Below are 25,508 nucleotides of genomic sequence, written 5' to 3' on the forward strand. Positions count from 1 at the left end.
CAAAATTTTCGACAAATATAGCGCTTTATTTAGAATAAGTAAAAATAATTCAGGTTTTGTGAGATGATATTTTATAGGTTAATAATGATAAGTAAAGTTTGATAATGATAACAAACATCTGAAAAGTAGTTTTTTAGACTTTTCTTCAACTTAAATTTTAATTAAAAATAAGATAAAAATCATGTTTTATTTAGAATAATTAAAAACTAATTATTAATTTTGCACCATATTTAAAATAATAGAAAAAATGAAATTAAAATTACTTTTTGCAGGATTAGCATTTTCAGCTATTACTGTTAATGCACAATTATCTACACTTGATGAGAATTTTGAGAGCGCAGTTATTTCAACTCCTGCAAACTACAACAACCTTGTAAATGGCTGGACAAAAAAGGTGAATCAAACTTCACCGCATAATATTTATGTTGATCAAGCTAATGGAAATAAATATGTAAATTTTTATTCTGCAGGTTCATTGGCAGCTGACGTTTTTTTAATTTCTCCACAGATCGTAGCGCCGGATGGTACGAAACAGTTAAGCTTTACAGTAAACCGTTTAGAAGGATATGCAACATTAGAAGTAGGATTAGTCGACAATCCTGAAAGTCTTGCTGCAAACAGCGGTGTTCCAGCTTCATACCAATTGCTTCAGACATACACCTTTTCTACGACAAATACGCCTACAGTAACTCCATTTACAGTACCTGCATCGTCTAATCAATATATTGTATTTAGATACCGTAATCCACAACCGTTATTCCCGGGTTCTACATCGTCGCATGCTGTACTTTCTGTAGATAACATAAAATATAATACAGCTGGTAACTTAGCTGTATCTGATGCGTTTAAAAATAACGATATTAATTTCGCTGTAAATTCAAATAATACAGCATTAAAATTTGTTGGTAAGACAGAAATCAAAAATGTAAATATTTATTCTGCCACTGGACAAAATGTAGCTTCTGGAAAAGCAAATGATAATAGTTTTAGTATCAATACTCTTCAAACTGGTGTTTACTATATTTTAATTGAAACAAAAGATGGTAAAGCTATTAAATCAAAGTTTATCAAGAAATAATTGATTTTAAAATATATTAAAAAAAGTTGGTTACGTTACGTAGCCAACTTTTTTGCTTTAAACTAATAAGAAACAACACTTTAAAAATAAAAATTAATTTAAAAATTTACAAAACAAGACAAATGTCATGTCTTTATTTAGAATTATTAAAAATAATTCTATAGTTTTGTAGAATAATTCTAAATAAGGAATGAGGTTATGAAAACAAAACTATTTTTGGCGTCACTTTTTGCTTTATCAGTTCAGCAAACTGTATTGGCTCAGACAGATGCAAACGGATATACTACGGTAAACCTTACAATGGGATCTGCTTATCAAAACAGAGTATTCTTTGATTTTAGCGCAAATAATATCATTTCGCAAACAGCTAATACTTGGGATGTGGCTTTTTACAGAAATTCAACTTATGGCTATGGAACGAGAATTAACGATGCTCTTAATGTAAAAGTTTATGAAGCATCTAATAATATGGCAAACTGGGACAATATCAGTATTGCAAATCTTTCTTCATGGGGAGCGCCATTATACAATCCTGATCAAACAGCAGCATTAGAAGACGGTGCTTTCGAGCAAGGCTCTGCTCCTACAGGATGGGGACAGTATAACGGAGTCAATCATCACGTAGAAGGAAAAGTAATTTTTGTGCTTCAGTATCCTGATAACTCTTACATCAAATTTGCTATTGAAGATTATTACGGAGGTTATACTTTCAAATACTCTAAATGGAATGCTACAACCTCAACATGGGGTGCTACAGAAACCAGAACTATCGCTAATGGTTCGGATGATGCTTATTTTAATTATTTCTCATTCACTACAGGGGAAAAGGTTCCAAACCTAGAGCCTGCAAAAGCAAATTGGGATCTAATGTTTACAAGATACTGGACGTTTTTTGGAAACATAATGATGTACAGAATGGCAGGAATCATCCAAAGCCCAACGGTTACCATTGCAAGAGTACAACCAGAAACTCAGGATACGCCAACAGCAACGCTTCCTTCATCTACAACATTCTCGAGTAATATTACAAGCATCGGTCATTCTTGGAAACCTACATCAGGTGCTCCTATTTCAGATGTAGTTTATTATGTAAAGCAAGGATCAGATTATTACAGAATGTATTTTCTTACCAATGGTGGAGAAGCAAACGGAAATATGTATTTCAAATACAAAAACATTACTACAACTTTAGGGATTACAGAAGTAAGCAAAAAAGCATCTTTCGGGATTTATCCAAACCCTACAACGGCTGACAAAAAAGTAACGGTTTTATTTGATGTAAAAGAAAAAGATAACAACAAAGGGAACGTTGAAGTTTATGATCTTACCGGTAAAAGAGTTTACAATGCAGAACTAAGCAATCAGGCTGGTTTCTACAAACAAGACCTTAACTTATCTCATCTTCCATCCGGAAATTATTTAGTTAAAATTTCTTTTGGAGGTAAAACGGAAACCAAAAAACTTATTGTAAAATAAGAAACGTGAATAGTGAATCCACTTTGCTGTCAATCGTAAATTTCAAAACTGACAATTGACATATTCACTGCGAAGCAAATTCACATATTAGTATTCACCTTTAAAAATATACTTTCTATTTTTTCTAATAAAAAGGCAGTTTCAAGAATGATGAAACTGCCTTTTGACTTTTTTAGCTTCTAGCTTCTAACTTCTAACTTCCAGCAAAATTAATAAATCTTAAAACCTTTATAAACATGTGTTGTTTCTTCAAGTATTTTAGAGGCATTTTTTCTGAAATCCATCAGATGATCTGCTCCGTTGTGTTGGTTATGATGTTCTACACTTTCCCATAATTCAATCAGGAAAAATGTACCTTTATTATCTTTATCTTCAATTAAATCATATTGCAGACATCCATCTTCTTTTCTGGTTTCTCTCACCAAAGTTTGAAATAATTCTACAGCTTCCATCAAATTATTTTCTTTAAATCTGAAAAGAGCAACGATATGTAAATTCATGTATTATTTTTAGGCTGTAAATGTAAATTATTTTTGATTTTAATTGAATTCAAATTCTGCTAAATTTTTCACAAAAAACATCTCAATTATCTAAAATCATCTTTAAAAAAACATTCCAAACCGAATCCCGAAACACGCATCTCGTATCTCTTAACTCGAAACTAAAAAACAGATTTATAAATCGTAATCGAGCTCATCACAATCACCAAAGTTCCGATAATGATAAACATATTTTTCACAGGAAGTTTTGCTGTAAGCATTGCAGAAAATGGCGCAGTAATAATTCCACCGATTAGAAGACCTAAAATAATATTCCAGTGTTGAATTCCTAAGGTTAAAAAGAAAGTCACTGCAGCAGTTACCGTCAGAATAAATTTTGCAACCGTAGAACTTCCTACTGCAAATCTTGGTGTAAAAGCATTCTTAATTAAAGTTCCGGTTACCAAAGGTCCCCATCCTCCACCGGCAAAAGAATCGATAAAACCACCGATTACTCCCAATCTGGTAAGGTTTGTTTTTTTCTTTAATGCTTTATTCTGTTTAGGTTTAAAAGCATTCGACAAAATCTGAATTCCTAGATACAAAGTGTAAAAAGAGATTACTGTTTTTGTAATTTTCGAATAATATTCGCCAAGATAAGTCAGTGAAACAGCTCCGATAATAGCTCCGATAATTGCAGGAATAGCAAGTTTTTTAACCAGACTTTTGCTTACATTTTTCAGTTTAATATGACTGATACTTCCCGCCGCTGTTGTAAAACTTTCGGCAGAATGAATACTTGCACTCACTGCATGTGGAGGAATTCCCAAAAATAAAAGTGTGGTGGTACAAATCACGCCATACCCCATTCCCATTGATCCGGCGACAACTTCAGCAAAAACTCCTACCAAAAGCATCCAATAAAAAATATAATTGTCTTTGGCAAGAATAATTTCAAGTTCATCCAAATATCCTAAACTGTATAGCGACAGAAATGTAATTGCCAAAACTGCAACCGTAATAAAAAGTACATTGAGCCTGAACTGAATTTTTTGTGAAATTACCATATCATCAATTGGTTTTAAATCAAAAATTATAAGATCATCACCGCTCCAACGGTAGAATTGCTGGTTTCGTCAATCAGGATTGCGTTTCCGGTAGATTTACTGTCTTCAAAACTGTCAAAAACCAAAGGCGATGCCGTTTTCAATCGTACTTTTACCACTTCATTTAGTTTTACACTTTCAGTAATTGGAGTTTGTTCTAAAGTATTCACATCAATTTTATATTCAATTTCTTTGATGATGGCTTTCAAAGTTTTGCTTTTATGCTGAATAAAATATTTGTTGCCTTCGTTCAGTTCTTTTTTGTCGAGCCAGCAAACTACAGCTTCCAGCTCATTTTCAACTTTCGGCTGTTGATTCGTTTTCACTAAAAAATCACCACGGCTGATGTCGATATCATCTTCAATATGAATCACGGCTGGTTGATTTGTGAATACAAAATCTACTTCTTTTCCTCCGGTTTCAATTTTTGAAATTTTGGTTTGAATATTTTGTGGAAGCACCGTAATTTCATCTCCTTTTTGGTAAATTCCCGAAATCACTTCTCCAGCATACCCTCTGTAATCATGCAGTTCATCCGTTTGCGGACGAATAACATACTGTACCTGAAATCTTGGATCTTCATTTTCTTGGTTTCCGTTAATTTCTACACTTTCTAAGAAATCTAAAAGTGTAGAACCTTGATACCAATCCGTATTTTTAGATTTTGAAACAATATTATCGCCGTTAAAAGCCGAAATAGGAAAATAATTGACGTTTTCAAGCTTCAGTTTTTTAGCAACCAGTTCGTATTGAGCTTTAATATCATTGAAAACTTCTTCGGAATACTCTACCAAATCCATTTTATTAATCGCAACCACTACATTCTTCATTTTTAATAATGAAGCGATGATGGAATGTCTTCTGGTTTGTTCAATTACCCCTTGTCTTGCATCAATCAAAATCACGATCAATTGAGAATTTGATGCCCCCGTGATCATATTTCTGGTATACTGAATATGTCCCGGTGCATCGGCAATAATGAATTTCCTTTTTGGAGTTGAAAAATATCGATACGCCACATCAATGGTGATTCCTTGTTCTCTTTCGGCTCTTAATCCATCTGTCAGAATGGCAAGGTCTACTCCATTTCCGTTTTTATTTTTTGATTGTTTTTCCAGTGCTTCAAGCTGGTCGATCAATATATTTTTGCTGTCGTAGAGAAGTCTTCCGATCAACGTACTTTTGCCGTCGTCTACACTTCCTGCGGTTATAAATCTTAATATGTCCACGTTTATTTTATTAGTAATGAGTAATTGGTAATGAATAATAAGAGTAAGGCTAAGATTGAGGTGGAGGCTAATGTTGAACGCTTAACTAAAAAAACTTCCAGCTTCCCTCATCCAGCTTCCAGCCTAAAAATATCCTCCTTTTTTTCTGTCTTCCATTGCGGCTTCCGTTACTTTATCGTCAATTCGGGTCTCACCACGTTCGGAAATTCGGGAAGCGGTAATTTCGTTTACAACCTGGTCTAAAGTTTCGGCTGTACTTTCCACTGCAGCAGTGCAGGTCATATCTCCAACGGTTCTGTAACGTACTTTTTTATTTTGAATCTGATCATTTTCATCGATTTGAATAAAATCTGAAACTGCAATTAATTGTCCGTCATATTCAATCACATCACGATCGTGCGCAAAATAAATCGATGGAAGCTGAATATTTTCTTTTTTGATATAATTCCAGACATCAAGTTCTGTCCAGTTTGAAATCGGGAAAACTCTTACATTTTCTCCTTTGTTGATTCTTCCGTTGTAGATATTCCACAATTCTGGGCGCTGTAATTTAGGATCCCATTGTCCGAATTCGTCACGAACAGAGAAAAACCTCTCCTTTGCTCTGGCTTTTTCCTCATCTCTTCTTGCTCCGCCAATACAGGCATCAAATTGAAATTCTTCAATCGTATCTAATAAAGTATGAGTTTGTAACCAGTTTCTCGAGGCAAATTTTCCTTTTGGTTCGGTTAAATTTTTAGCTTTAATCGTATCTTCTACTTTTCTTACAATTAATTCTGCACCAAGACTTTCAGCAAAATAATCCCTGAACTGCAATGCTTCCGGAAAATTGTGTCCCGTATCGATATGCACAAAAGGAAAAGGAATCTTCATCGGAGCAAACGCTTTTTTCGCCAGATGAACCAATGTAATTGAATCTTTTCCGCCACTAAAAAGCAAAGCAGGTTTTTCAAACTGAGCCGCAATTTCACGCATGATGTAAATGCTTTCAGCTTCCAATTGTTCGAGATAATTTAGTTTGTAGTCACTCATTATTATTTGAAAGATTAAATTAAAATTAATGTGAATGCAGACCGCATTCTTTTTGTGAAGTTTCCCACCACCATCTTCCGGCTCTCGGATTTTCACCTTCTTCGATGGCTCTTGTGCAAGGTTGACAGCCTACACTGATGAAACCTTTTTTATGTAAAGACAATTCCTGAACTTTATTTTGTTCTAAATAATCCAGAACATCCTGATAATTCCAGTTAATTAAAGGATTGTATTTGTATAATTTCCGTTCTTCATCCCACTCCAGAATCGGCATATTTTCACGGTTTTCAGATTGTTCAGAACGTAAACCGGTAATCCATACTTTGGCATTTTCCAAGGCACGATTTAGTGGTTTTACCTTTCGGATGAAACAACATTCTTTCCTGTTTTCAACAGAATGATAAAAAGCATTGACGCCTTTTTCCATCAAATATTTTTCAACATCAGAAGATTCAGGGAAGTAAACTTCAGTTTTCTTTCGATAACGCGAATTGTTTTTTGAAAGTAAATCGTAATGCTCATAAAAAAGCCTTCCTGTATCTAAGGTGAAAACTTTTATCGGTAAATTATTTTTGAAAATAGCATCTGTAATAACCTGATCTTCCTGACCAAGCGAAGTTGAGAAAACAACCCCTTCTGAAAATTTAGAGGTGATGAACTGTAACCCATCCTCCAAAGTAAGCTGCTGCAAAGTGTCTATATCCTCTTTTGAAAACATAATTTTCTGTTTGATATCAGCAAATATCGAACAAAAATATTATCCTACCAAATAAGTAGACTTATAAAATTAAAATTATGATTTAATTAATCTATTAAATCTAAAAGCGTTTTTTTCTCTAAAATTTTAAGCGAAGCGTCTCTTACTTCAATTAAAACATCGTGCAAACTGCAGTGATCCTCATTACAATCTGCACATTTTTCGTAAAAATTAAGACTCACACAAGGAAGCATAGCAATAGGACCATTTACGAGACGAATGATTTTTGCCAATGTTACATTTTGGGGATTTTCTTTAAAAAAATATCCGCCTCCTTTTCCTTTTTTACTATCGAGGATGTCTGCTTTTTTTAGTTCGAGCAAAATGTTTTCAAGAAATTTCAACGGAATTTTCTTGTTTTCTGCAATTTCAGAAATAAGAATCGGGCCTTCATTTCTCTTCTCTACAAGATATGAAAGCGCCTTAAAAGCATATTGAGATTTTTTTGACAGCATTACCACAAAAATAGGAAAAAGTTTGGATATTGAGATTGGAAGTTTGATGATGGAAGCCGGAGGTTAAAAAAATCGGATTAATAATAAATTGCAGATGCCTTACCCTTACTAGCTTCCAGCTTCTGACACCTAACTTCCAGCCAAAAAAACTTATCTTTGTTTCATGTTCAGTAAAGAAGAAGCACAGCAATTAAAAAAAGAATTTTGGACGGCTTTCGGAAAATCGTTTCCGAGAAAATGGCTTTTGTATAATACCAAAATCAAGGATTTTTCATTTAAATTTTATGCAGATAAGAAGAAAGCAGAAGTTTCTTTGGATATCGAAATGAAAGATGAAGTTTTCAGAGATGCTTATTATAATAAGATATGGTCACTTGAAGATATTCTTAAAGATTTTGTGGGTGATTTTCATAAAGAAGAATTTTATACTTTAGAAAGCGGAAAAGTTATCAGTAGAATTTGGGTTGAAAAAGAAGGAGTTTCTGTTTTCAATAAAAATACATGGCGGGAAGCTTTTGAGTTTTTTGTTGAAAAAATGGATGGTTTTGAAAGGTTTTATTATGAGTATGAAGATTTTATAAAAGATGTTTAATTATGAAAATAAGGTATTGCTGGAGATGCAGAATGGATGTTCCCATGTTAGATTCCGAGGAAGGTAAAATTGCATCAAAGTTATTAGCAGAAGGCTTTCAGGAAATAAAAAAACAAGCAAAAACTCCACTTTCGGAAAATTTTAGAAAACTGTTAGATTATTATAAAGAGATAACGGGCTATGAAGAAACAAATCACAATGCCATTATGCATCATTTTATAGATATGTATGGTCCCGATTGTGAAAATTGTGGGAAACCGTACAGAACTGAAACAGCTACATTTTGTCCTAAATGTGGAAATAAAAGAAAAATTTAAACAAAACTTTAGTATATTAACAACACAAAAAAAACACATCTCATGAAAAAAATTATCTTATTACTAATTCTATTGGTATTTCCTTTAGCATCTGCACAAAATGTTTTTAAATCACAAAAACAAATCTATTTAGCAGAATATTATGCCCATCAAAAAGAAGATCAGAAAGCTTTAGACCACTATTTGGAAGCATTTAAAATAAATTCAAAAACACCCAATAGTGATGCGTATTTAGAAGCTGCAGCAATTGCTTTTAAACTTAAAAATAATAAAACAGCTAAAGAATTACTTACCCAAAGTATTACCAAACAATTAGCTCCATTAGATTTTTTAAGAGATTTTGAAAACCTTCAACCTTATAAAGATTCTAAAGAATTGAAGGAAGTTTTGGCTCAATATGATGATTTGGAAAATCAATACTACAGAGAGCTTAAAAATCCTGCGGCATATATGGAAATTCAAAACCTTATAGTCACAGATCAGCTTATAAGAAAAGAAGATAAAGTTTTCGGTAAATTAGCTAAAAAAACAGATTCCACGAATATTACCAAGCTAATAGAACTTACTAAAAAATATGGTTGGGAAGACAGGGCATGGATTTTATTGTGGCATCACCGAGGATATACAAATGAAGAAAAACTTGTTTGGGATTTTTTCAAACCTTATTTAGAGAACGAAATAAAAAAAGACAATATTAACAAAGATTTTTTTGTTGATTTCGAAGAATTTGAAAATTTAATGAATGACTTTATAAATAAAACAAATTCTGGTTCTATTTATACTTTAAACACTCTTGGAAATTTAAATTACAATACCACATACTTTGACATCAAAAATCTTGATAAAAGAAGAAAATCAGTAGGCTTACCTCCATTATATTTTGAGTATTTTCTTTATGGAAATGAGCTTCCAAAAGATTATGAATACAATCCTGAGAATCTTCTAAAAGATCTGGAAAATTTATGATTGTTAAAATTCTTTAAACATGAGATAATTTAAACTCCTGTTTAATTATTTTCTGTATTTTAGTAACGTAAATATATCATTACATATTTATTCATCGGCTTTTCGGCAGAATATGTATTGATATTTTTTTAACTAAATCACCAAATTTTTAAAATATATGGAAAATAACTCGTTTATTTTTACGGACGGAAGAGACCCGAAAATGATTGAAGCGTATAAAAAAGCGCAGGAAACTTTTAAATATTTCTGGAGAGAGCAATCTTGGGAATACAGAAGAATCATTCCAGGGTTGAATCTTGCCTGCGTAAAAGCTTCTTTCTCTGAAGTAAATTCCGATGGGGATAAAATCGTAGAACATATGTGGATGAATGACATCAATTTTGATGGCGACACAGTTAGCGGATATCTCATCAACCAACCCAATGATTTGACTACCATACAACCCGGAGATTATTTTGAAATTCCTCTAAATGAAATCAGCGACTGGCTTTTTGCCATTACTCCGATGCAGAAAAAAGCAAAAGGGCTTTCAAAATTATTTTCATCTTCTTCAGAACCTTTTCCCAAAGCTTATGGCGGATTTACCATTCAGAAAATGCGCGGAGATATGTCGGAATCTGAAAGAAGAGATCATGATGAAGCGTGGCAACTTGATTTTGGAGATTTTAATGACATTGAAGTCGTTAACGAACAAAAAGAAAAGCCTGAAAACCTCATCGAACATCCGATGAGCAAAAATATGAAAGAAGATTTTATAAAATTTCTTGAGGAATATCCAAACGAACTGACCAATATTGATGAAAATGGGTTTACCCTTCTTCATCGAGAAACAATTGCCGGAAATTTAAGTTCTGTAGAAGTACTGCTCGAAGCCGGAGCAGATAAAGATTTAAAAACAAATAAAGGAAAATCAGCCCTAGATTATGCGAAACAGCTCAATTGGGAGCATTTAATTCCTATTTTTGAAAAAAACTAATAACTTCTCAAACTAATAACAAAATGATACCAGAATTTCTCAATGAGTTTAAAACTCAGCTTGAAAAATACAAGCTTGAAACAATAAAAATTTCTGCCACGCCTCTTAAAAACGAAGAATCTCTTCAAATTCATTCAAGTAAATTTTTAGGAAAACCTTATTTACCAAAAGATATGGAATACCCTAAAGACAAAGAAAATAAGCCGATGGTTCTGTGGACGCAGATCAATTTTGCGGATGTTCCGCCTCTTGATGGCTATCCTGATCAAGGAATATTGCAATTTTTTGTATCTGCAGAATGGTTTGATATGGATGATTACAAAGTTGTTTTTCATGATAAGATCACTCAAGAGTTTCAAATTGATTTTTCTTTTTTAACAGAAGAAATGTATGAAGAATCACCAATTTATCGTGAACATAAACTCGATTTCAGTAAAGAAATTGAATACGGAAGTTCTGAAGATTTTCGATTTGATATGAAGTTTAATGGTAAAGATTATTGGGATTTTCAAGAAACTCTTACAAAAAACCAAGCAGAAGAAATAGAAAAAATCATCGATGGAACGGGGCACAAAATTGGAGGTTATGCCTATTTTACTCAGGCAGACATTAGAGATTACAACAAAGATCTTAAGCAAGATTTGCTGTTACTACAGATTGATACCGATGAAGAAATTATGTTTGGAGATTCTGGCGTTGCCAATTTTTTTATCAATCCGGAAGACTTAAAAAATAAACGTTTTGAAAAAGCTTGGTTTAATTGGGACTGTTGCTAAGAAAAAATTAAATTTAAAAGAGAGACTTTCGAGTTTCTCTTTTTCATTGAGGCGCTAAATTTTCCTTACTTGGTGATGTTTAAAATTGATTTTCTTATATTTGAAAACCTATAAAAGTTTTGGATAGTTGATTAAATTATCCAAAACTAATTCAATGCTAAAATAATTTCATTGCATAAAATTTATCAACATTTTCAGTTTAGATTTAATCAGAGTTTTAGGATTTTTAATTTCAATCCAAAAGTCAGTTTATCTGTCATTTTGGTTTTCGGCACATTAATGATTGTTAAGTTGCCGCAAACTATTTTTTATCCGCTTCTCTATTTTTCAATGGTTTTGGTTTTTCATATCAACAGAAAAGATATTCCGTTTTTGAAAAAGACATTTATTAGTAGTTGGAGATTAATTATTTTTCTGGAATCTGCGTTTATTTACATGCTTTTTTTGATGGCAAATATCAATTATAAGATTGAAAAATTTGGTTTGCTGACATTTGTAGCAATCATTTCATTATGTTTTTTACAGCCCAAATCTAAACCATTCCCTACTCTGCAATGGAATTTTATATCAAATGATCTTTTTGAATGGAAAAGCTACATGCGAAAAAACACATGGATGTTTATTCTTACCTACATCGTTATGATTGCTTCGGCTTATTATAGCGCAAGTTTAATTTTATGCGGAATTTTCCTTCTCGATTACCTTTCTCATGTTTATGAGAATAACGAGAACAAAGAAATGCTTGAAGTTTATTTTAAAAAGATGAATTTTAAAGACAAAATATATAAAAACGTAATTTTTTTCAATGCGCTTCTTTCGCCAACTTATATCTTGTTTTTAATTTTAAATTTTAATGAAAGTTTATATCTTCTGTACTATATTTTCTTTATGAATTGTTATTTTTTATTAATTCTCACCAGAAAATACAGGCTTTATCATCATCACGAAAAAGCCAATTATTTTAGCATCGCAGTGTTTATAGAATATTTTGCATACAGCATAACCATTATTCCTGCGTTGATCATGATCCGTTTAAACAGTAAAGAAGCACAGCAAAACATCAGCAAATATGTTGGAAATTAAAAATATATCGGTAAATTTTAAAGATAAAAATGTTCTTCAAAATTTGAGTTTAGAAATTGAAGAAGGCATTATTTTAGGCATTCTCGGGAAAAACGGAGCCGGAAAAACGACACTGTTTGAATCTTTATATCAAAGCCAGAAATACAATGGTGAAATTTTGTGGCAAAGCCAGAAACTTCTCCGTGAAAACATCTCTTATCTTGAAACGGAAAATTATTTCTATCCCTACATTACAGGAAGGGAATATCTTTCTTATTTCGCAAAAGATAAACTTCCGAAAACGATAGAGCTCGCTGAAAAATTTCAACTTCCGTTAGATAAATATGTACAATATTATTCAAGCGGAATGAAAAAAAAACTGGCTTTAATTGGAATGTTGATGCTCGATAAGCCCATCAATATTTTAGATGAACCGTTTAACGGAGTCGATTTTGAAGGTGTTCATTTATTGTATGACATCATCCTTGAATTGAAACAAAGTAATAAAATGGTAATTATCAGTTCGCATATTATTGAAACACTTTTTCATACTTGCGACCGAATCGTTACTTTAGAAAATGGGATCATTAGTAATATTTTTGAAAAAGCTGATTTTGAAAAACTTCGACATTTTAAATTCTAGAATCTATTAAATGTGTCGCTCCTACGGAGCTCACCTTCTTGAAGGTATTATTTTCTTATGCTAATGCAAGATTGAGATTGAGAAAATGGAAGAAAGAACAAGGTTTTAAGTAATTCTCTCGCAGATTTTGGGGATTTAGCAGATTTTAGAGATATAGGTAAATTCAAAAATCAAAAAAAACGTAAAGCCTAGATAAATTAAACGTCAGTTCGAGTGAAATTCTGAAAGAATTTTGTGTCGAGAACTTTTTAATTCTTAACTAAAGTTCTCGATACATTTTTCCTTCTCTTCGATACGGAAAAACACTCGAACTGACGGCAGAATTTCATTAATTAAAACAAAAAAGACATCTGCATTTATACAGATGTCTTCATATTTTGGTGTTCTTTATTACTTTTGAGCAGCTTTTACATCGATACCGATTTCGATATCTTTGCTGATCATCCATTCTGCAGGATCAGTTTCGTCAGTTCCGAATTTGATTCCCCAGTCAGCACGGTTTACAGTGAATTGAGCTTTCAAAGTAGCAGATTTGTCTACGATTTCTACTTTTGCAGGGAAAGTTACGTTCATTGTTTTCCCTAATAAAGTAAGGTTTCCGCTTACCGTTTTGTTGGCGCCTTCTACAGCGTTTTGAGCACCTGCAGCAAGATCTTCAACTTTAGTGATTTTGAAATCAGCAGTTGGGTGTTTTTCTACGTCGAAGAAGTCAGCATTTTTAAGGTGTCCTTCAAGATCTGTATATTTTTTGTCTTTTTCAGTTACAGAAGCAGGATCTACTTTGATCGACTTCATATCGATTACAAATTCACCAGATGCCAATTGATTATCCGCAACAGATAATTCTCCTGTAGAAATTGCTAAAGTTCCCCAACGTGGAGCAAAACCTCCTTTGTGGAAGGCTTTCCAGTTTACTTTAGATGCAGCTGTATCAACAGTGAAAACATTACCTTGTTTTTCAGCTACTGTTTGTTCCTGACCTGCAGTTGCAGCTTCTTTTTTGTCACCACACGATGCAAGAAGTAAACCTAAACTTGCCAAAGCGATTACGCCAATTTTCTTCATTTTTTAAAGTATTTAATATTAATGTTGTTTGTTGTCTCAATAAAACCTCAAAACTTTTATTTTATTGTTTTGACTCTGCAAACCTCCGAAAATTTGAAGGCTTAATGATTAACATAGGATAAGAAAAGACTAAAATTATAAAAAACTTTTGAAAATTGATATTTAAATAATGACAAATCCTTGAAATTCTTCAGAAAACTAAAGCATATTGATAGAATTGATGGAACTTTCAACAGTATGATTTTTCTTTAGAGAGTGATTTTAATTGGGATTTGTTTTATATTTGAGACAAACTGTAATAAATGAAAATACCTTTCCGATTTGAAGAAATTTTAAAACAGAATCAAACATTCTATTCAATCGTTCTTGACGTTATAACCTCTTTTGAATCAATTTTAAAAGATAATAAACTGTATTTTTTTGAAGAATATACAGATCATGGCATAAATCATATAGAAAGTGTCTTAGATTCTTGTGAATTTATAATAACAGATGAGTCATATAAAAACCTCAATCCTAATGAAGTTGCTACACTAATTCTTGCCGTAATACTTCACGATTTAGGAATGCACATAGAATATTCAACTTTTAAGTCTTTATTAGAGGGTGAATATGATGATGTAAAATGTGATATTGATTCTAAAACATGGAATGAGCTTTGGCTAGATTATTTATCTGAGGTGAAGAGATTTAATACATATCAAAAGAAAAATATTTTTGGAGACGAGAATATTAAGTTTAAAATACCCGATCTTTCTAATAAAGATAATTTAGATGGTATTGACAAAAAAGTTATCGGAGAATTTATAAGACGAAATCATCCACGATTTGCTCATGAAATTGCGCTTAAAGGACTAATTGGAAATAATGATACAATTGTATTTGGAAGTGAAAAATTAGAAAATAAAAATCGTGAATTAGCTGGAATTCTAGCGAGAAGCCATGGATTAAATATTCGAGATTGTTTTGATTATCTTAAGAAAATTGGTAGTGACAGCTGGAGAAACCCGCTAAATATTAATATTGTTTATTTAATGGTTATAATTAGATTAGCTGATTATATTCAAATTGATAAAAATCGAGTAAATCAATATTTGTTAAAGGTTAAAACTTTCAATAGCCCCATTTCAAGTATTGAACACAAAACTCATTTAGCAATAGAATCCATAAACTACAATCATATTGATTCTGAAAAAATATACATTGAATGTACCCCTAAAGATAGTTCCCAATTCATCAAAATATATAATTTAATTAACGATATTCAAAAAGAATTTGATACATCTTGGGCCGTATTAGGTGAAATTTACGGGTTTATACCTCAAAACAAACCTTCAATAAAATTCAGAAGAATAAGTTCAAATTTAGAAAACAAAAATTTTGTAGAGAGTTTACCTTTTTTGACCAAGAATATTGGATTTCATGTTGACAACAATCTTTCAAGATTACTTGTAGCTCCTTTATATGGTGATAATCCAACATTTGGCGTTCGGGAATTACTACAAAATGCTATAGATTCTTGTCTTGAAAGAAAAGAATTAGAGTATTCAAAAGATAATTATAATTATGTTCCAGAAATAAATGTATCATTAAATAGAATTGATGATACAATTAGCACTTTTACTATTATAGATAATGGAAAAGGTATGAATGAATATGAAATTATCAATTATTTTTTAAGTGTTGGAACTTCATTTAGAAAAAGTATGGATTGGAAGAAAAAGTTCATTGATGAAGATGGTAAATCAAAAGTTAATAGAAATGGTAAATTTGGAATTGGAGTTCTAGCCGCTTTTTTACTTGGAGATGAAATTGAGGTACATTCAAAAAGTGTAATTGATGGGACAACATATTCATTTAAAGCATCTATAGATTCTCAGTCTATTAATATCTCTAAAAATACCGATATAAAACATTATGGAGTGCAAATTTTAATTAAAATCGATAATTCTAAAAGAAACAGTTTACTCGAAGACCACCAAGGTGATTTCAATATTATAGAATGGACAAATTGGTATATCTACGAAGAACCTAAAATTAATTTCTTTGTAGATAATCAACAAATAGTTGTAGAAAAAGAATATGATCTAAATGAATATTTTGGCTTCAAAACTGCATCTTTTGAGTCAATTTTATGGAATTATAGGTTAGTTAAATATGGTAATTCTTATGAAAGATTTGAAAATATGCTTGCGTGCAATGGAATCATAATTAATCGTTCCTATGATAATGATCGATTCAGATATGAAAATAAAAAATATAATAACCTAATCAATTACAAACCAACAGTTATTGTTAATGACAAAGATGGAATATTACCACTTAAATTAGATCGTAGTGAATTAGATTCTAGTGAATTTCCATTTGAAGAAGAATTATTAACAGAAGTATCAAAACATTATTTAGCAAAAATACTAACTCTAAATGTTGATTTAGAAAATATTGACAATAATAAAATATTACATAATGGAAAAATTCTTTATGGAGATAACGGTTTTATTATTGATAGTGAATACTTTTTGGATGGTTTAGAAAATTTGGAATTCAATTTTCTTAAAATTATCACTGACAAAAGTTCTCTAAATTTAAACACTCTCTCTTTAGATAAAAAAAGTATACTTTTTGTTTCTCTCAAAGAAACAATAAATTTAACTGTTGAGAGAAATAGCCTATATCCAGAAGGAGGAGCCAGAATACTTCTATCAAAGAAAAAATTTAATATCCATTTTTCAAAAGATTCAAAAAGATTGCCTCTATATATAAAAAATAATATTGAAATAGAAAACGAAAATGATGAATATGTGATATATAAAACTAAAAATTTTGAAAAACCATCTTTCTTACTTGATATAAAAGAATTAAATACTACTCTTTTACAACAGACTCAATCTTTGCAAGAGATAAGCATAAGATATTTTCATAAAAAAACACACAAAATAACTATTGATATTTTTAGGAAATATATTAAAGACAATTACGTAATTCCTTATGATATTAACTTAAGAAAAAAACTATATCCTGAAGCATTTCGAGAATTAAAAGAATTTATGTAAATAATATAAGTAACCCAAACAAAAAAAGAGAAACCTCACAGTTTCTCTTTTTCTATATCATTCTATCCGAATTTCTTTTTTCTTAACCAGAAGAATAATCCTCCTAAAAGTCCGATAATTGCTAATGGAAGAAACAAATTCAGGTATTGCCAGTTTGTTCTTTCATCGGCGATTCTGTGACGGTCGAGAAGACGTTCTTCGATGTTTCTGTTTCTCAAATCCATCAGATTGCTGTCATCAAGAAGGTAATCTAAAGCATTTCTAAGGAATTGTTCGTTACCAAACTGCTCGTCAGTCAGCATATCAACTCCTAAAGGTAAAGCTTGACCTTTAATGATCTTATTTCTTCCAACATCACCATCTGCAATCACGATCATTTTATTTTCCGGACTTGTTGCTTTAAAGCCAGGATAAGATTTTCTTTCAATTCTTGAAGCATAAGCAGAATTAAATTTCCCTTCCAAAGCAACGGCAAAAATTTTCGGTGTGCTTGGTTTTTCCATTTGCCCAAGACTGTCTACGCTGGAAATTTCTTTTAGCTCAACATAATTCGGAACCTGCTTCAATAAAGTTCTTTCACTCGATTCAAATAAAACATGAGTTTTAAATTTTCTTCCGCCCAAAGTGTCGATTGACGTAGGAAATTCCAGTTTTACAGGATTGATATTTTTAGTGATCGGATGATCATGTTCTGCAATTCCTAAAGGAAAATATGGCCACGGAAGACTTGTGTATTGTGCATTTCCTCCAACTTCACCGGTAACCAGTTTTAAAAGTGCATATTTCTTCACATCTTTCACCAAAGCCGGATTAATCCTTAAACCATAATTAAAAAAGAAATCAGTCATATTGATATCCACTGGGAAAGGCATTACTTTTTTAGATCTCGTTAAAGTATCCATTTCAGCATTTACCGCATCGATCATCCAAAGCGTTTTTCCGCCGTTCATAATATATTGATCCAGAATAACTTTTTCACCGTCTGTAAAAGCTTTTCTTGGCTTTGCAATGACCAAAGCGCTCATTTGCTTCAACAAAGGAACGTCTGCCTGGGTGATTTCTACATTATTTTTAGGAACAATCGGTCCAGCATCATAACTTTCTAAAGCAAGATTCATAAATCCTTCAAATTCACGAGGATTCAACTCATCCTGATTGACAAGAATTCCCACTTTTTTTCTTTTATTGGTAGCAACAGCTTTAATATTTGAAACTAAGTTGTACTCTAAATTTTCAATCGACTTTCTCAATTGCTCTTCCGCATTGATATTGGCCTGCTGAATCACCAAAGGAATAGAAACTCCTCTTTGGTTATACTTTACAACAGCATAAGGAAATAAATAGATCTGCGTAGTTTTTCCATCTTTATTATCCGGAAGTACTGAAGGCTGCATTCCCATTGCCATCAACGTATCCTGAGACATTTTTGTTTTGATGGGATCGATGAATTTAAAATCAATTTTTGGATTGATCTTTCTGAATTCTTCCAGCATAAACTTGGTTTCACTCTGAAGCTGTTTAAAGCTTGCCGGAAAATCTCCTTCTAAGTAAACATCTACCGTTAAAGGTTTTTTAACCGATTCTAAAACCTTAATTGTGCTGTCTGAAAGCGTATATCTTTTTTCTTTTGTTAAATCTAATCTGATGCCTGAAAATGCAAGAATTAATGCTACCGCAAAAGTTCCAATCAATAAAATGGCAAACGGAGATTTTAGGTTGATCTTCTTCATGTTTTTACTTCTTTTTATTGATAAAATGATTAGACAATGTTAAGGTAAGACCAATAATGAAAACAAAATAAGCAACATCTTTAAAATCGATAAGACCTCTTGTAAAGCCCATGAAATGCTGGTAAAAACCAATATTTTGTAAAATAAAATCTGCTCCGCCCAACAATTTATAACTTGCCAATTGTTCGATTCCGAAATACATGATGAAACACATGAAAACGCCCAACAAATAAGCCATGATTTGGTTTTGAGAAAGTGATGAAGCTAAAATTCCAACTCCTGAAAATGCAGCAATCAAAATAATTAAACCGAAATAGCTTCCGAAAGTCATTCCCATATCGATGTTTCCTTCCGGAACTCCCAAAACATAAACGGTATAAAAATAAATTACTGAAGGAATCAGACATAAAATTCCGACTACCCAAACGGAAAGAAATTTCCCTGCAACCAAATCTGAAACTTTCAGAGGTTGAGAAAATAACCAGTTTAAAGTTCCCGTTTGCTGTTCTTCCGCAAAAGTTTTCATCGACAACGCCGGAATAATAAACATCAGTAACCAAGGTACCAAAACGAAATAGCTTTGTAAAGATGCCATTCCGATGTCGAAAATATTAGAATCATTTTCGAAGAAAAACAGAAACAAAGTAGTTATCAGACTGAATGCTGCGATGATGATCCACGCACTCCAGTTGCCAAAATAACTCCAAAGTTCTTTTTTTAAAATTGCAATCATAGTTTTATTGTAAATTGTTGTTAGTTGATTGTTGTTAGTTGTTAGATTCTTTCTATCAACCATAAACCAACAACTATCAACTAATTATTAGCTTTCCCTTTTTTATTCACCAGCTTCACCGTCATCATGATTAAAAATACCAGAACGAAAAATCCTAAGATTAATTGCCACCAATATTCAATAACCTGAGATTTTAAGATAACGGTAAAAACGACCAAAAATAAAATAAATGTGGCAATTTCGTTAGCTTGTCTGAGTTTTATATTGGCTGTTTCTAAAGTATTTCCGTTGAGCTCGACTAATTTTTTCACTTTTTTCCAGCACCAGTAATGGTAAATTGCCAATCCGATGAGGAAAGTAAGTTTTAAATGAAACCATGGCATTTTCATTAATCCTGAATTCAAAAAGATCATGATCAAACCACAAACTGCCATGATAACTCCTGCAGGAACGGTGATAATGTTCCATAATCTTCGAGCCATAAAAGTGTATTGCTCTCTCAGGATCGTCTTTTTTTCGTCAGAAAAAGCATCGGTATCTTTATAGTACACGAAAATCCTTACGAGATAAAAAATTCCCGCAAAATAACTGACCATAAAAATAATGTGTAACGCCTTGATGATGGTATAAAGCATCGTAAAAATTTGTGTGCAAATATAATGATTTTGTCATTGAAATATTTGATTAAATACTTCACGAGTATGCTAAAATTTCAATTTAATTCAAGAATTCTTTTGAAATTGCCAAAAAACCTAACAGGTTTTAGAAACCTGTTAGGTTTAAAATATTTTTATTTACGAAATTCTAATTATAACTGTTGAAAATAAATTTTGGCTAAAGCCAAGATGGAATTATTTTATAGTGAAAACGGGCTAAAGCCCATTCCTATTTATTCAAAGAAATACTATCTATTTTTTTACCATCAGCGTATTTCTTTATGTACTTCAGTTTCCCATTTTCATCGTAAAACTTCCAGTCTCCGAAATAATACCAATGGCGCTCGTTTTCAGAAATATCAAGCTTTGATTGTCCGCGTTCCATAATATTTCCGTTTCGGTGATAAACGAACATTTTAATTTTTTTTCTTCCTATTTTTTCTTTTTGGTAAAGCTGGTTCTCTAAAGTTGTTTTCCAGACTCCTACCTTTTCACCTTTCTTATATTTCCCAACTGTAATTAATGTTCCCTCTTCGGTAGGATATTTTTCTATCCATTTTCCGTGTCGTTTCTGAGCTTTATCGGAAATCTTAATATATTGATTAGTTTTAGTTTGGCACGAAACGAAAACAAAAATTGACAGCAGGGTTAGTAAGATATTTTTAAGCATAAAAAAACAGAATTTCCGTAAATATAGAAATTCTGTTTTTATTCTACAATTGTAGAATGGTTTATTTTTTAAGAAATTACTCTACTTTAGTAATTACAGATTCATTCTTTTTTAAAATGACTTTCTTTGCTCCCAAATTAATATAATATTTCTCCAACTTGTTCAGATGATCTTCACTTGTTTCTTTACCTTTTACATGAAGACTATAATCACTCCAAACACGTATCAGATATAGATCTTTAATTAAAACTCTGTAATTTGACTGCTCAAAAGTCTGTTCAAGAAAAGTATCGAGATCTTTTTTGTTTGCAAATTCATAGATAACAACACCTCCATCGCTACCTTTGGCATTGCTATAAATAAAGGCGTACATTTTTTTTATCAGATAAGAAATTTCTTTCTCTTCAAGTTTTAAAATAATATCGGGATTGTTTGTCACAAAAGGATTTTGAACAATCCCGATATTTTTCATTTCCTGATTTACTTTCGCTGGCTTCATTCCCTGCAACTCAACGTTTTTAAGATCAAATTCCAGAATATTTTGTGAAAAAACAGTTTGGAAACTAATAAAACTAATAAGAAGCAGAATTTTTTTCATGAGCCAAATATTAAATCGGTTATATATTTTAAGAAATTACTCCTAATTCTTTTCCAACTTTCTCAAAAGCAGCAATTGCCTTATCTAAATGTTCTCTCGTGTGAGCTGCAGAAAGCTGCACTCTGATTCTTGCTTTTTCTTTCGGAACAACCGGATAGAAGAAACCAATTACGTAAATACCTTCATCCATCAGTTTTTCTGCCATTTGCTGAGATAATTTAGCATCATACAACATTACCGGAACGATTGCAGCATCTCCATCAGGAATATCGAAACCTTTAGCTTTCATCTCTGTTCTGAAATATTCTGCATTTTCCATTACGGTATCACGAAGTGATGTATCATCAGAAATCATTTCTAAAACTTTCAAAGCTGCACCAACAATTCCCGGAGCCAAAGAGTTTGAGAATAAATAGGGTCTTGAACGCTGTCTCAACATATCGATGATCTCTTTTTTACCGGAAGTAAATCCTCCCAAAGCTCCACCTAAAGCTTTTCCTAAAGTAGAAGTAATAATGTCTACTCTACCCATAACTTCGTTAGCTTCATGCGTTCCACGGCCAGTTTTTCCAATGAAACCAGTTGCGTGAGAATCGTCAACCATTACCAAAGCATCATATTTATCGGCAAGATCACAAACTCCTTTCAGATCTGCAACGATTCCGTCCATTGAGAAAACTCCGTCTGTAACGATAATTTTAAATCTGTGATTTTTTTCGGAAGCAGCAATCAACTGAGCTTCCAGATCTGCCATATTATTGTTTTTGTAACGGTATCTCGCCGCTTTACAAAGACGAACTCCGTCAATAATTGAAGCGTGATTCAATTCATCTGAAATAATCGCATCTTCTTCTGTAAATAAAGGTTCAAAAACACCACCATTTGCATCAAAACAAGCTGCGTAAAGAATTGTGTCTTCCAAGCCTAAAAATTCAGCAATTTTCTGCTCCAATTGTTTGTGAATATCCTGAGTTCCGCAGATAAAACGTACAGAAGACATTCCGTAACCGTGAGAACCAATCATATCCTGCGAAGCCTTCATTACTTCAGGATGGTTTGATAATCCTAAATAATTGTTGGCACAAAAGTTCAAAAGCTTCTTTCCATTTGCTTCTATTTCTGCACTTTGCTGAGAAGTGATGATTCTTTCTCTTTTAAAAAGACCGTCATTTTCGATGTTTTTCAGCTCGTTCTGTAGATTTTCAAGATATTTTCCAGAGATCATTATAATTAAATTTAAGTTGCGCTAATTTAATAAAAAGGCATTAAACAAAATACGTTTCGGCATCTTTATTGATTTTTCCGGTCATTAATCATTTAAAAATAAAGATTAATTAGTCTACTAATTTTGTAGGATAATTATTATATTTGACCTTCCTAAATTATTCATCATGAAATTAACACCGGTAAAAAGTGCAGAAAATATTAGTTCAGAAGCATTTATTTCAAACCACATGAAAGCTTGTAAACCTCTAATTTTAAAAGACTTTGTAGAACAAGACAGCCCGGCTTATCAAAAATGGAATTATGAATATTTTAAAGAAATCGCAGGTGAAACAAAAGTAAATGTTTACGGCAGCGAACTGGAATCGATCGACAGAGTGGCAAGTAAACCCGTTGCAGAAACTATTTTTTCAGAATATTTAGATTTAATAAGTACAAAAACCACAGAATATCGTCTGTTTTTATTTAATCTTTTAAGCATAAAACCTGAGCTTAAAGATGATCTTCATTACAGAGATGTAACAAAAGGAAAAGTTTTAAAATGGCTTCCTTTCATGTTTTTTGGTGGAAAAGGTTCGATTACGAGAAACCACATTGATATTGATATGTCTCATGTTTTTATCACCCAATTTCAGGGAATTAAGAGAATCTGGTTATTTCCGTGGGAACAGTCTGATCTGATGTACAAACTTCCTTATAATTTTCACAGTCTGGTAAATCTTCAGGAAGCTGATTCCAAAAAATATCCTGCTTTAAAGCACCTTAAAGGTTATGAAGCAGTGATAAAACCTGGTGAAACTTTATATATTCCTTCTGGTTGGTGGCATTATATTCAATATGAAACCGAGGGATATTCGGTTTCCGTTCGAGCATTACCATCAAGTTTACTTGAAAAATGGAGAGGTTTTAAAAATTTGGTTATCATAAGACATTTTGACAATGCGATGAGAACCGTTTTTAAAGAAAAATGGTTTAATTATAAAGTTAAAATTGCCAATAAAAGAGCTGAGAAAGCGATGAGTAAAGCTGGATGATGGAAGCAGAAAGTTAGGTTTTTTTGAATCGTCCCTTGCTTTTACATTTTTACAAAATCGGGAAAATCTAAAATTAATAACAAAAATATTTTTATCAATTCGATAACGCCCAGCTTCGTACATCCATCCATCATCCAGCTCGAAAAACTATTTCTTAATAAACTTCTTGGTAAATTCTGAGGTTGAAGTTTTTACTTTCACCATGTAAATTCCGGAAACTAAATCTGAAACATTAATTCTTTTTCCGTTGGAAATTCCGGCCTCCTGAAAGTTTTTAATTAAGCTTCCTTTTGCATCGAAAATTGTAATCGAATTGATTTTACTATCCGTTTCAATATTTAATGTTTCAGCAGTCGGATTCGGGTAAATTTTTATCATTTCTTGTTTCCCTACCTCATCAGTTGAAAGTACAGAAAGATTATTAATCTGAATATTATCAACTCTGAATCCCGTTCCATAATCATCGTACACAAAATCTATAGCCTGTACGTTTTTGTTAACACCCAAATTCCCTGAATAAATCTGAGTTCCGTTTGCAAAATATTTCAAAGTATTATCAGACTTTTTAATGACAATCTTTAAATTATGCCATTGATTTGCAGCCAAGACCGGACCATCAATTAATCCGGAATTAGTTCTAAAACTCAACGTTCCCGTTAAATAATCAATCTGAAAGGCAGCCGTATAATCTGAAATCAACGCATTATTATAAATTGCAACTTCGTAGGAAGAAGAATTGAGTCCTGTAAAATTATAGTCAAAAGAAATTTCAACATCATTGCTCGTTACAAAACTCGTAATATTTTTTTCAATTCCGCATAGATCCTGTATCAATCCAGCGCTACTCATATTAAAAGATCTAGCTCCGTCTGTCGGATTTGAATTAACAACCTGCGCATTGGAAACGGGAAGACCGCCCCAAACTGTCCAACCTTGTTGACCACCCAAATTTCCAACAGTATATCCTTCTGAAGATTCAAAAGAGATTTTTTGCATCTGCGCCTTGAAACAAAAGGCTCCAAACGATAAGTATATCACTAAAGTAAATATATTTTTCATAACAGAAAATATTTAACAATTAATGAGTCAACAGGTTATCAGTTTTAGAGATTGCAAAAGTAATACCTTATTTCGAATAATTTAAATATTTCTTTTTACATTTAGTTAATATTTAATATTTACAAAATACAATAACAATATCAACAACTACTGACAAACATTTTTCCGAAATCAATCTCACCATACAGAGATACAAAAAATGTAAAAAATTCTTTCTATTCCATAAAACAGTTATTTTCATAAATAATAAAAAAAAAGCTTTCAAAAATGAAAGCTTTAAGATTTACAATTAATTTTTAATGTTATTTTTTTACATCCGATTTTTTAAAAACAATTCCTTGTAAAGATTGTATGCGAGCATTACATTCGTCGGAAACAAGCGTCATCACGAGATTTTCTCCTATGATGTCATATCTATATTTCCCTTTTGCTCCTACATTACAAGGCGTTCCACCTGAATTTTTCTCCATGTTGATTTCACCATTACTCAGAGTGTAATTCATCGTTTCAATTACTTTACCTCTTAGTAAAACATCAATTTTGTCTTTAGTGAATTTTAGAACAACCTCTGCTTCCTGAGGAACTTTTGTAACACCGCTCCACTGCGAATCTAACAACGGTTGATCGGATTTTTTAGAATCACACGAAGTGAGATTCCAAATTAATAACATTACTAAAAGAGTTTTGAAAAAGAATAAATTTGTTTTCATAAAGTATCATTATTTTGTTTACACTCAAATAT

At 32.0% G+C, this 25,508-nt stretch carries 26 protein-coding genes; 11 read left to right on the forward strand and 15 right to left on the reverse strand.

Annotated elements, in window-relative coordinates:
- Positions 1–247: 247 nt before the first annotated feature.
- Complete coding sequence (locus tag OEW74_RS13625) at positions 248–1,078, forward strand: T9SS type A sorting domain-containing protein (RefSeq protein WP_265428998.1); 831 nt, start codon at positions 248–250, stop codon at positions 1,076–1,078.
- 198 nt (positions 1,079–1,276) lie between these two features.
- A complete protein-coding gene (locus tag OEW74_RS13630; protein WP_265428999.1) occupies positions 1,277–2,554 on the forward strand; it encodes a T9SS type A sorting domain-containing protein in 1,278 nt (425 codons plus the stop codon).
- A gap of 209 nt (positions 2,555–2,763) precedes the next feature.
- Here OEW74_RS13630 and OEW74_RS13635 read toward each other — a convergent pair whose 3' ends face one another.
- The 6 genes from OEW74_RS13635 to OEW74_RS13660 all read right to left on the reverse strand — a co-directional run bounded on the left by OEW74_RS13635 (position 2,764) and on the right by OEW74_RS13660 (position 7,612).
- Positions 2,764–3,054: a putative quinol monooxygenase gene (locus OEW74_RS13635; protein ID WP_265429000.1), complete on the reverse strand. Its 291-nt coding sequence runs from the start codon at positions 3,052–3,054 to the stop codon at positions 2,764–2,766.
- 161 nt (positions 3,055–3,215) lie between these two features.
- Positions 3,216–4,100, reverse strand: coding sequence for a sulfite exporter TauE/SafE family protein (locus OEW74_RS13640; RefSeq protein ID WP_204536211.1), 885 nt, complete (start codon positions 4,098–4,100; stop codon positions 3,216–3,218).
- 26 nt (positions 4,101–4,126) lie between these two features.
- Complete coding sequence (locus OEW74_RS13645) at positions 4,127–5,368, reverse strand: sulfate adenylyltransferase subunit 1 (RefSeq protein WP_265429001.1); 1,242 nt, start codon at positions 5,366–5,368, stop codon at positions 4,127–4,129.
- A gap of 123 nt (positions 5,369–5,491) precedes the next feature.
- Positions 5,492–6,400 carry a sulfate adenylyltransferase subunit CysD gene (gene cysD / locus OEW74_RS13650; RefSeq protein WP_265429002.1) on the reverse strand — a complete coding sequence of 303 codons (909 nt, stop codon included), beginning with the start codon at positions 6,398–6,400 and terminating at the stop codon, positions 5,492–5,494.
- A gap of 25 nt (positions 6,401–6,425) precedes the next feature.
- Positions 6,426–7,118: a phosphoadenylyl-sulfate reductase gene (locus tag OEW74_RS13655; protein ID WP_265429003.1), complete on the reverse strand. Its 693-nt coding sequence runs from the start codon at positions 7,116–7,118 to the stop codon at positions 6,426–6,428.
- An 86-nt stretch (positions 7,119–7,204) separates the two neighbouring features.
- Complete coding sequence (locus OEW74_RS13660) at positions 7,205–7,612, reverse strand: RrF2 family transcriptional regulator (RefSeq protein WP_204536219.1); 408 nt, start codon at positions 7,610–7,612, stop codon at positions 7,205–7,207.
- Between the two features lie 163 nt (positions 7,613–7,775).
- Between OEW74_RS13660 and OEW74_RS13665 the strand changes: the two genes are divergently transcribed.
- The 7 genes from OEW74_RS13665 (at position 7,776) to OEW74_RS13695 (ending at position 12,944) form a co-directional block, all read left to right on the forward strand.
- Positions 7,776–8,204: a DUF4268 domain-containing protein gene (locus OEW74_RS13665; protein WP_265429004.1), complete on the forward strand. Its 429-nt coding sequence runs from the start codon at positions 7,776–7,778 to the stop codon at positions 8,202–8,204.
- 2 nt (positions 8,205–8,206) lie between these two features.
- A complete protein-coding gene (locus OEW74_RS13670; protein WP_265429005.1) occupies positions 8,207–8,521 on the forward strand; it encodes a hypothetical protein in 315 nt (104 codons plus the stop codon).
- A 42-nt stretch (positions 8,522–8,563) separates the two neighbouring features.
- On the forward strand, positions 8,564–9,487 hold the full coding sequence (locus OEW74_RS13675; protein ID WP_265429006.1) for a tetratricopeptide repeat protein: 924 nt from the start codon (positions 8,564–8,566) through the stop codon (positions 9,485–9,487).
- Between the two features lie 157 nt (positions 9,488–9,644).
- Positions 9,645–10,463, forward strand: coding sequence for a DUF2314 domain-containing protein (locus OEW74_RS13680; protein ID WP_265429007.1), 819 nt, complete (start codon positions 9,645–9,647; stop codon positions 10,461–10,463).
- 23 nt (positions 10,464–10,486) lie between these two features.
- Positions 10,487–11,239: a YwqG family protein gene (locus OEW74_RS13685; RefSeq protein ID WP_265429008.1), complete on the forward strand. Its 753-nt coding sequence runs from the start codon at positions 10,487–10,489 to the stop codon at positions 11,237–11,239.
- Between the two features lie 279 nt (positions 11,240–11,518).
- Positions 11,519–12,322, forward strand: a complete 804-nt coding sequence (locus OEW74_RS13690; RefSeq protein WP_265429009.1) for a hypothetical protein — start codon at positions 11,519–11,521, stop codon at positions 12,320–12,322.
- Entirely contained in the window at positions 12,309–12,944 is a 636-nt protein-coding gene (locus OEW74_RS13695) for an ATP-binding cassette domain-containing protein (protein ID WP_265429010.1), read from the forward strand. Before OEW74_RS13690 ends, OEW74_RS13695 begins: the two co-directional genes overlap by 14 nt.
- A 390-nt stretch (positions 12,945–13,334) precedes the next feature.
- Here the strand turns inward: OEW74_RS13695 and OEW74_RS13700 are convergent, their stop codons facing one another.
- Positions 13,335–14,009: a YceI family protein gene (locus OEW74_RS13700; protein WP_265429011.1), complete on the reverse strand. Its 675-nt coding sequence runs from the start codon at positions 14,007–14,009 to the stop codon at positions 13,335–13,337.
- Positions 14,010–14,311: 302 nt separating this feature from the next.
- Here OEW74_RS13700 and OEW74_RS13705 point away from each other — a divergent pair, with 302 nt between their 5' ends.
- Positions 14,312–17,062, forward strand: a complete 2,751-nt coding sequence (locus tag OEW74_RS13705) for an ATP-binding protein (protein ID WP_265429012.1) — start codon at positions 14,312–14,314, stop codon at positions 17,060–17,062.
- A 62-nt stretch (positions 17,063–17,124) separates the two neighbouring features.
- Here the strand turns inward: OEW74_RS13705 and gldG are convergent, their stop codons facing one another.
- The 6 genes from gldG to kbl form a co-directional block, all read right to left on the reverse strand.
- Positions 17,125–18,792, reverse strand: coding sequence for a gliding motility-associated ABC transporter substrate-binding protein GldG (gldG, locus tag OEW74_RS13710; RefSeq protein WP_265429013.1), 1,668 nt, complete (start codon positions 18,790–18,792; stop codon positions 17,125–17,127).
- A 4-nt stretch (positions 18,793–18,796) separates the two neighbouring features.
- A complete protein-coding gene (locus OEW74_RS13715; RefSeq protein ID WP_265429014.1) occupies positions 18,797–19,525 on the reverse strand; it encodes an ABC transporter permease subunit in 729 nt (242 codons plus the stop codon).
- A gap of 80 nt (positions 19,526–19,605) precedes the next feature.
- On the reverse strand, positions 19,606–20,160 hold the full coding sequence (locus tag OEW74_RS13720) for a CopD family protein (RefSeq protein WP_265429015.1): 555 nt from the start codon (positions 20,158–20,160) through the stop codon (positions 19,606–19,608).
- 250 nt (positions 20,161–20,410) lie between these two features.
- Positions 20,411–20,851, reverse strand: coding sequence for a hypothetical protein (locus tag OEW74_RS13725; RefSeq protein WP_265429016.1), 441 nt, complete (start codon positions 20,849–20,851; stop codon positions 20,411–20,413).
- A gap of 76 nt (positions 20,852–20,927) precedes the next feature.
- Positions 20,928–21,449 (reverse strand): hypothetical protein, encoded by a 522-nt coding sequence (locus OEW74_RS13730; protein ID WP_265429017.1) that lies wholly within the window; start codon positions 21,447–21,449, stop codon positions 20,928–20,930.
- 28 nt (positions 21,450–21,477) lie between these two features.
- Positions 21,478–22,674, reverse strand: a complete 1,197-nt coding sequence (gene kbl / locus OEW74_RS13735) for a glycine C-acetyltransferase (RefSeq protein ID WP_102979452.1) — start codon at positions 22,672–22,674, stop codon at positions 21,478–21,480.
- Between the two features lie 166 nt (positions 22,675–22,840).
- On the opposite strand from kbl, the gene OEW74_RS13740 reads away from it, so the two are divergent.
- Positions 22,841–23,707 (forward strand): cupin-like domain-containing protein, encoded by an 867-nt coding sequence (locus OEW74_RS13740; protein WP_265429018.1) that lies wholly within the window; start codon positions 22,841–22,843, stop codon positions 23,705–23,707.
- A 147-nt stretch (positions 23,708–23,854) separates the two neighbouring features.
- On the opposite strand, the gene OEW74_RS13745 is transcribed toward OEW74_RS13740, so the two are convergent.
- Positions 23,855–24,766 (reverse strand): T9SS type A sorting domain-containing protein, encoded by a 912-nt coding sequence (locus OEW74_RS13745; RefSeq protein WP_265429019.1) that lies wholly within the window; start codon positions 24,764–24,766, stop codon positions 23,855–23,857.
- A 302-nt stretch (positions 24,767–25,068) separates the two neighbouring features.
- Positions 25,069–25,476, reverse strand: a complete 408-nt coding sequence (locus OEW74_RS13750) for a hypothetical protein (RefSeq protein ID WP_265429020.1) — start codon at positions 25,474–25,476, stop codon at positions 25,069–25,071.
- Positions 25,477–25,508: the final 32 nt, after the last annotated feature.

It is taken from the genome of Chryseobacterium sp. YIM B08800, from assembly GCF_026163565.1.
Classification (GTDB): domain Bacteria; phylum Bacteroidota; class Bacteroidia; order Flavobacteriales; family Weeksellaceae; genus Chryseobacterium.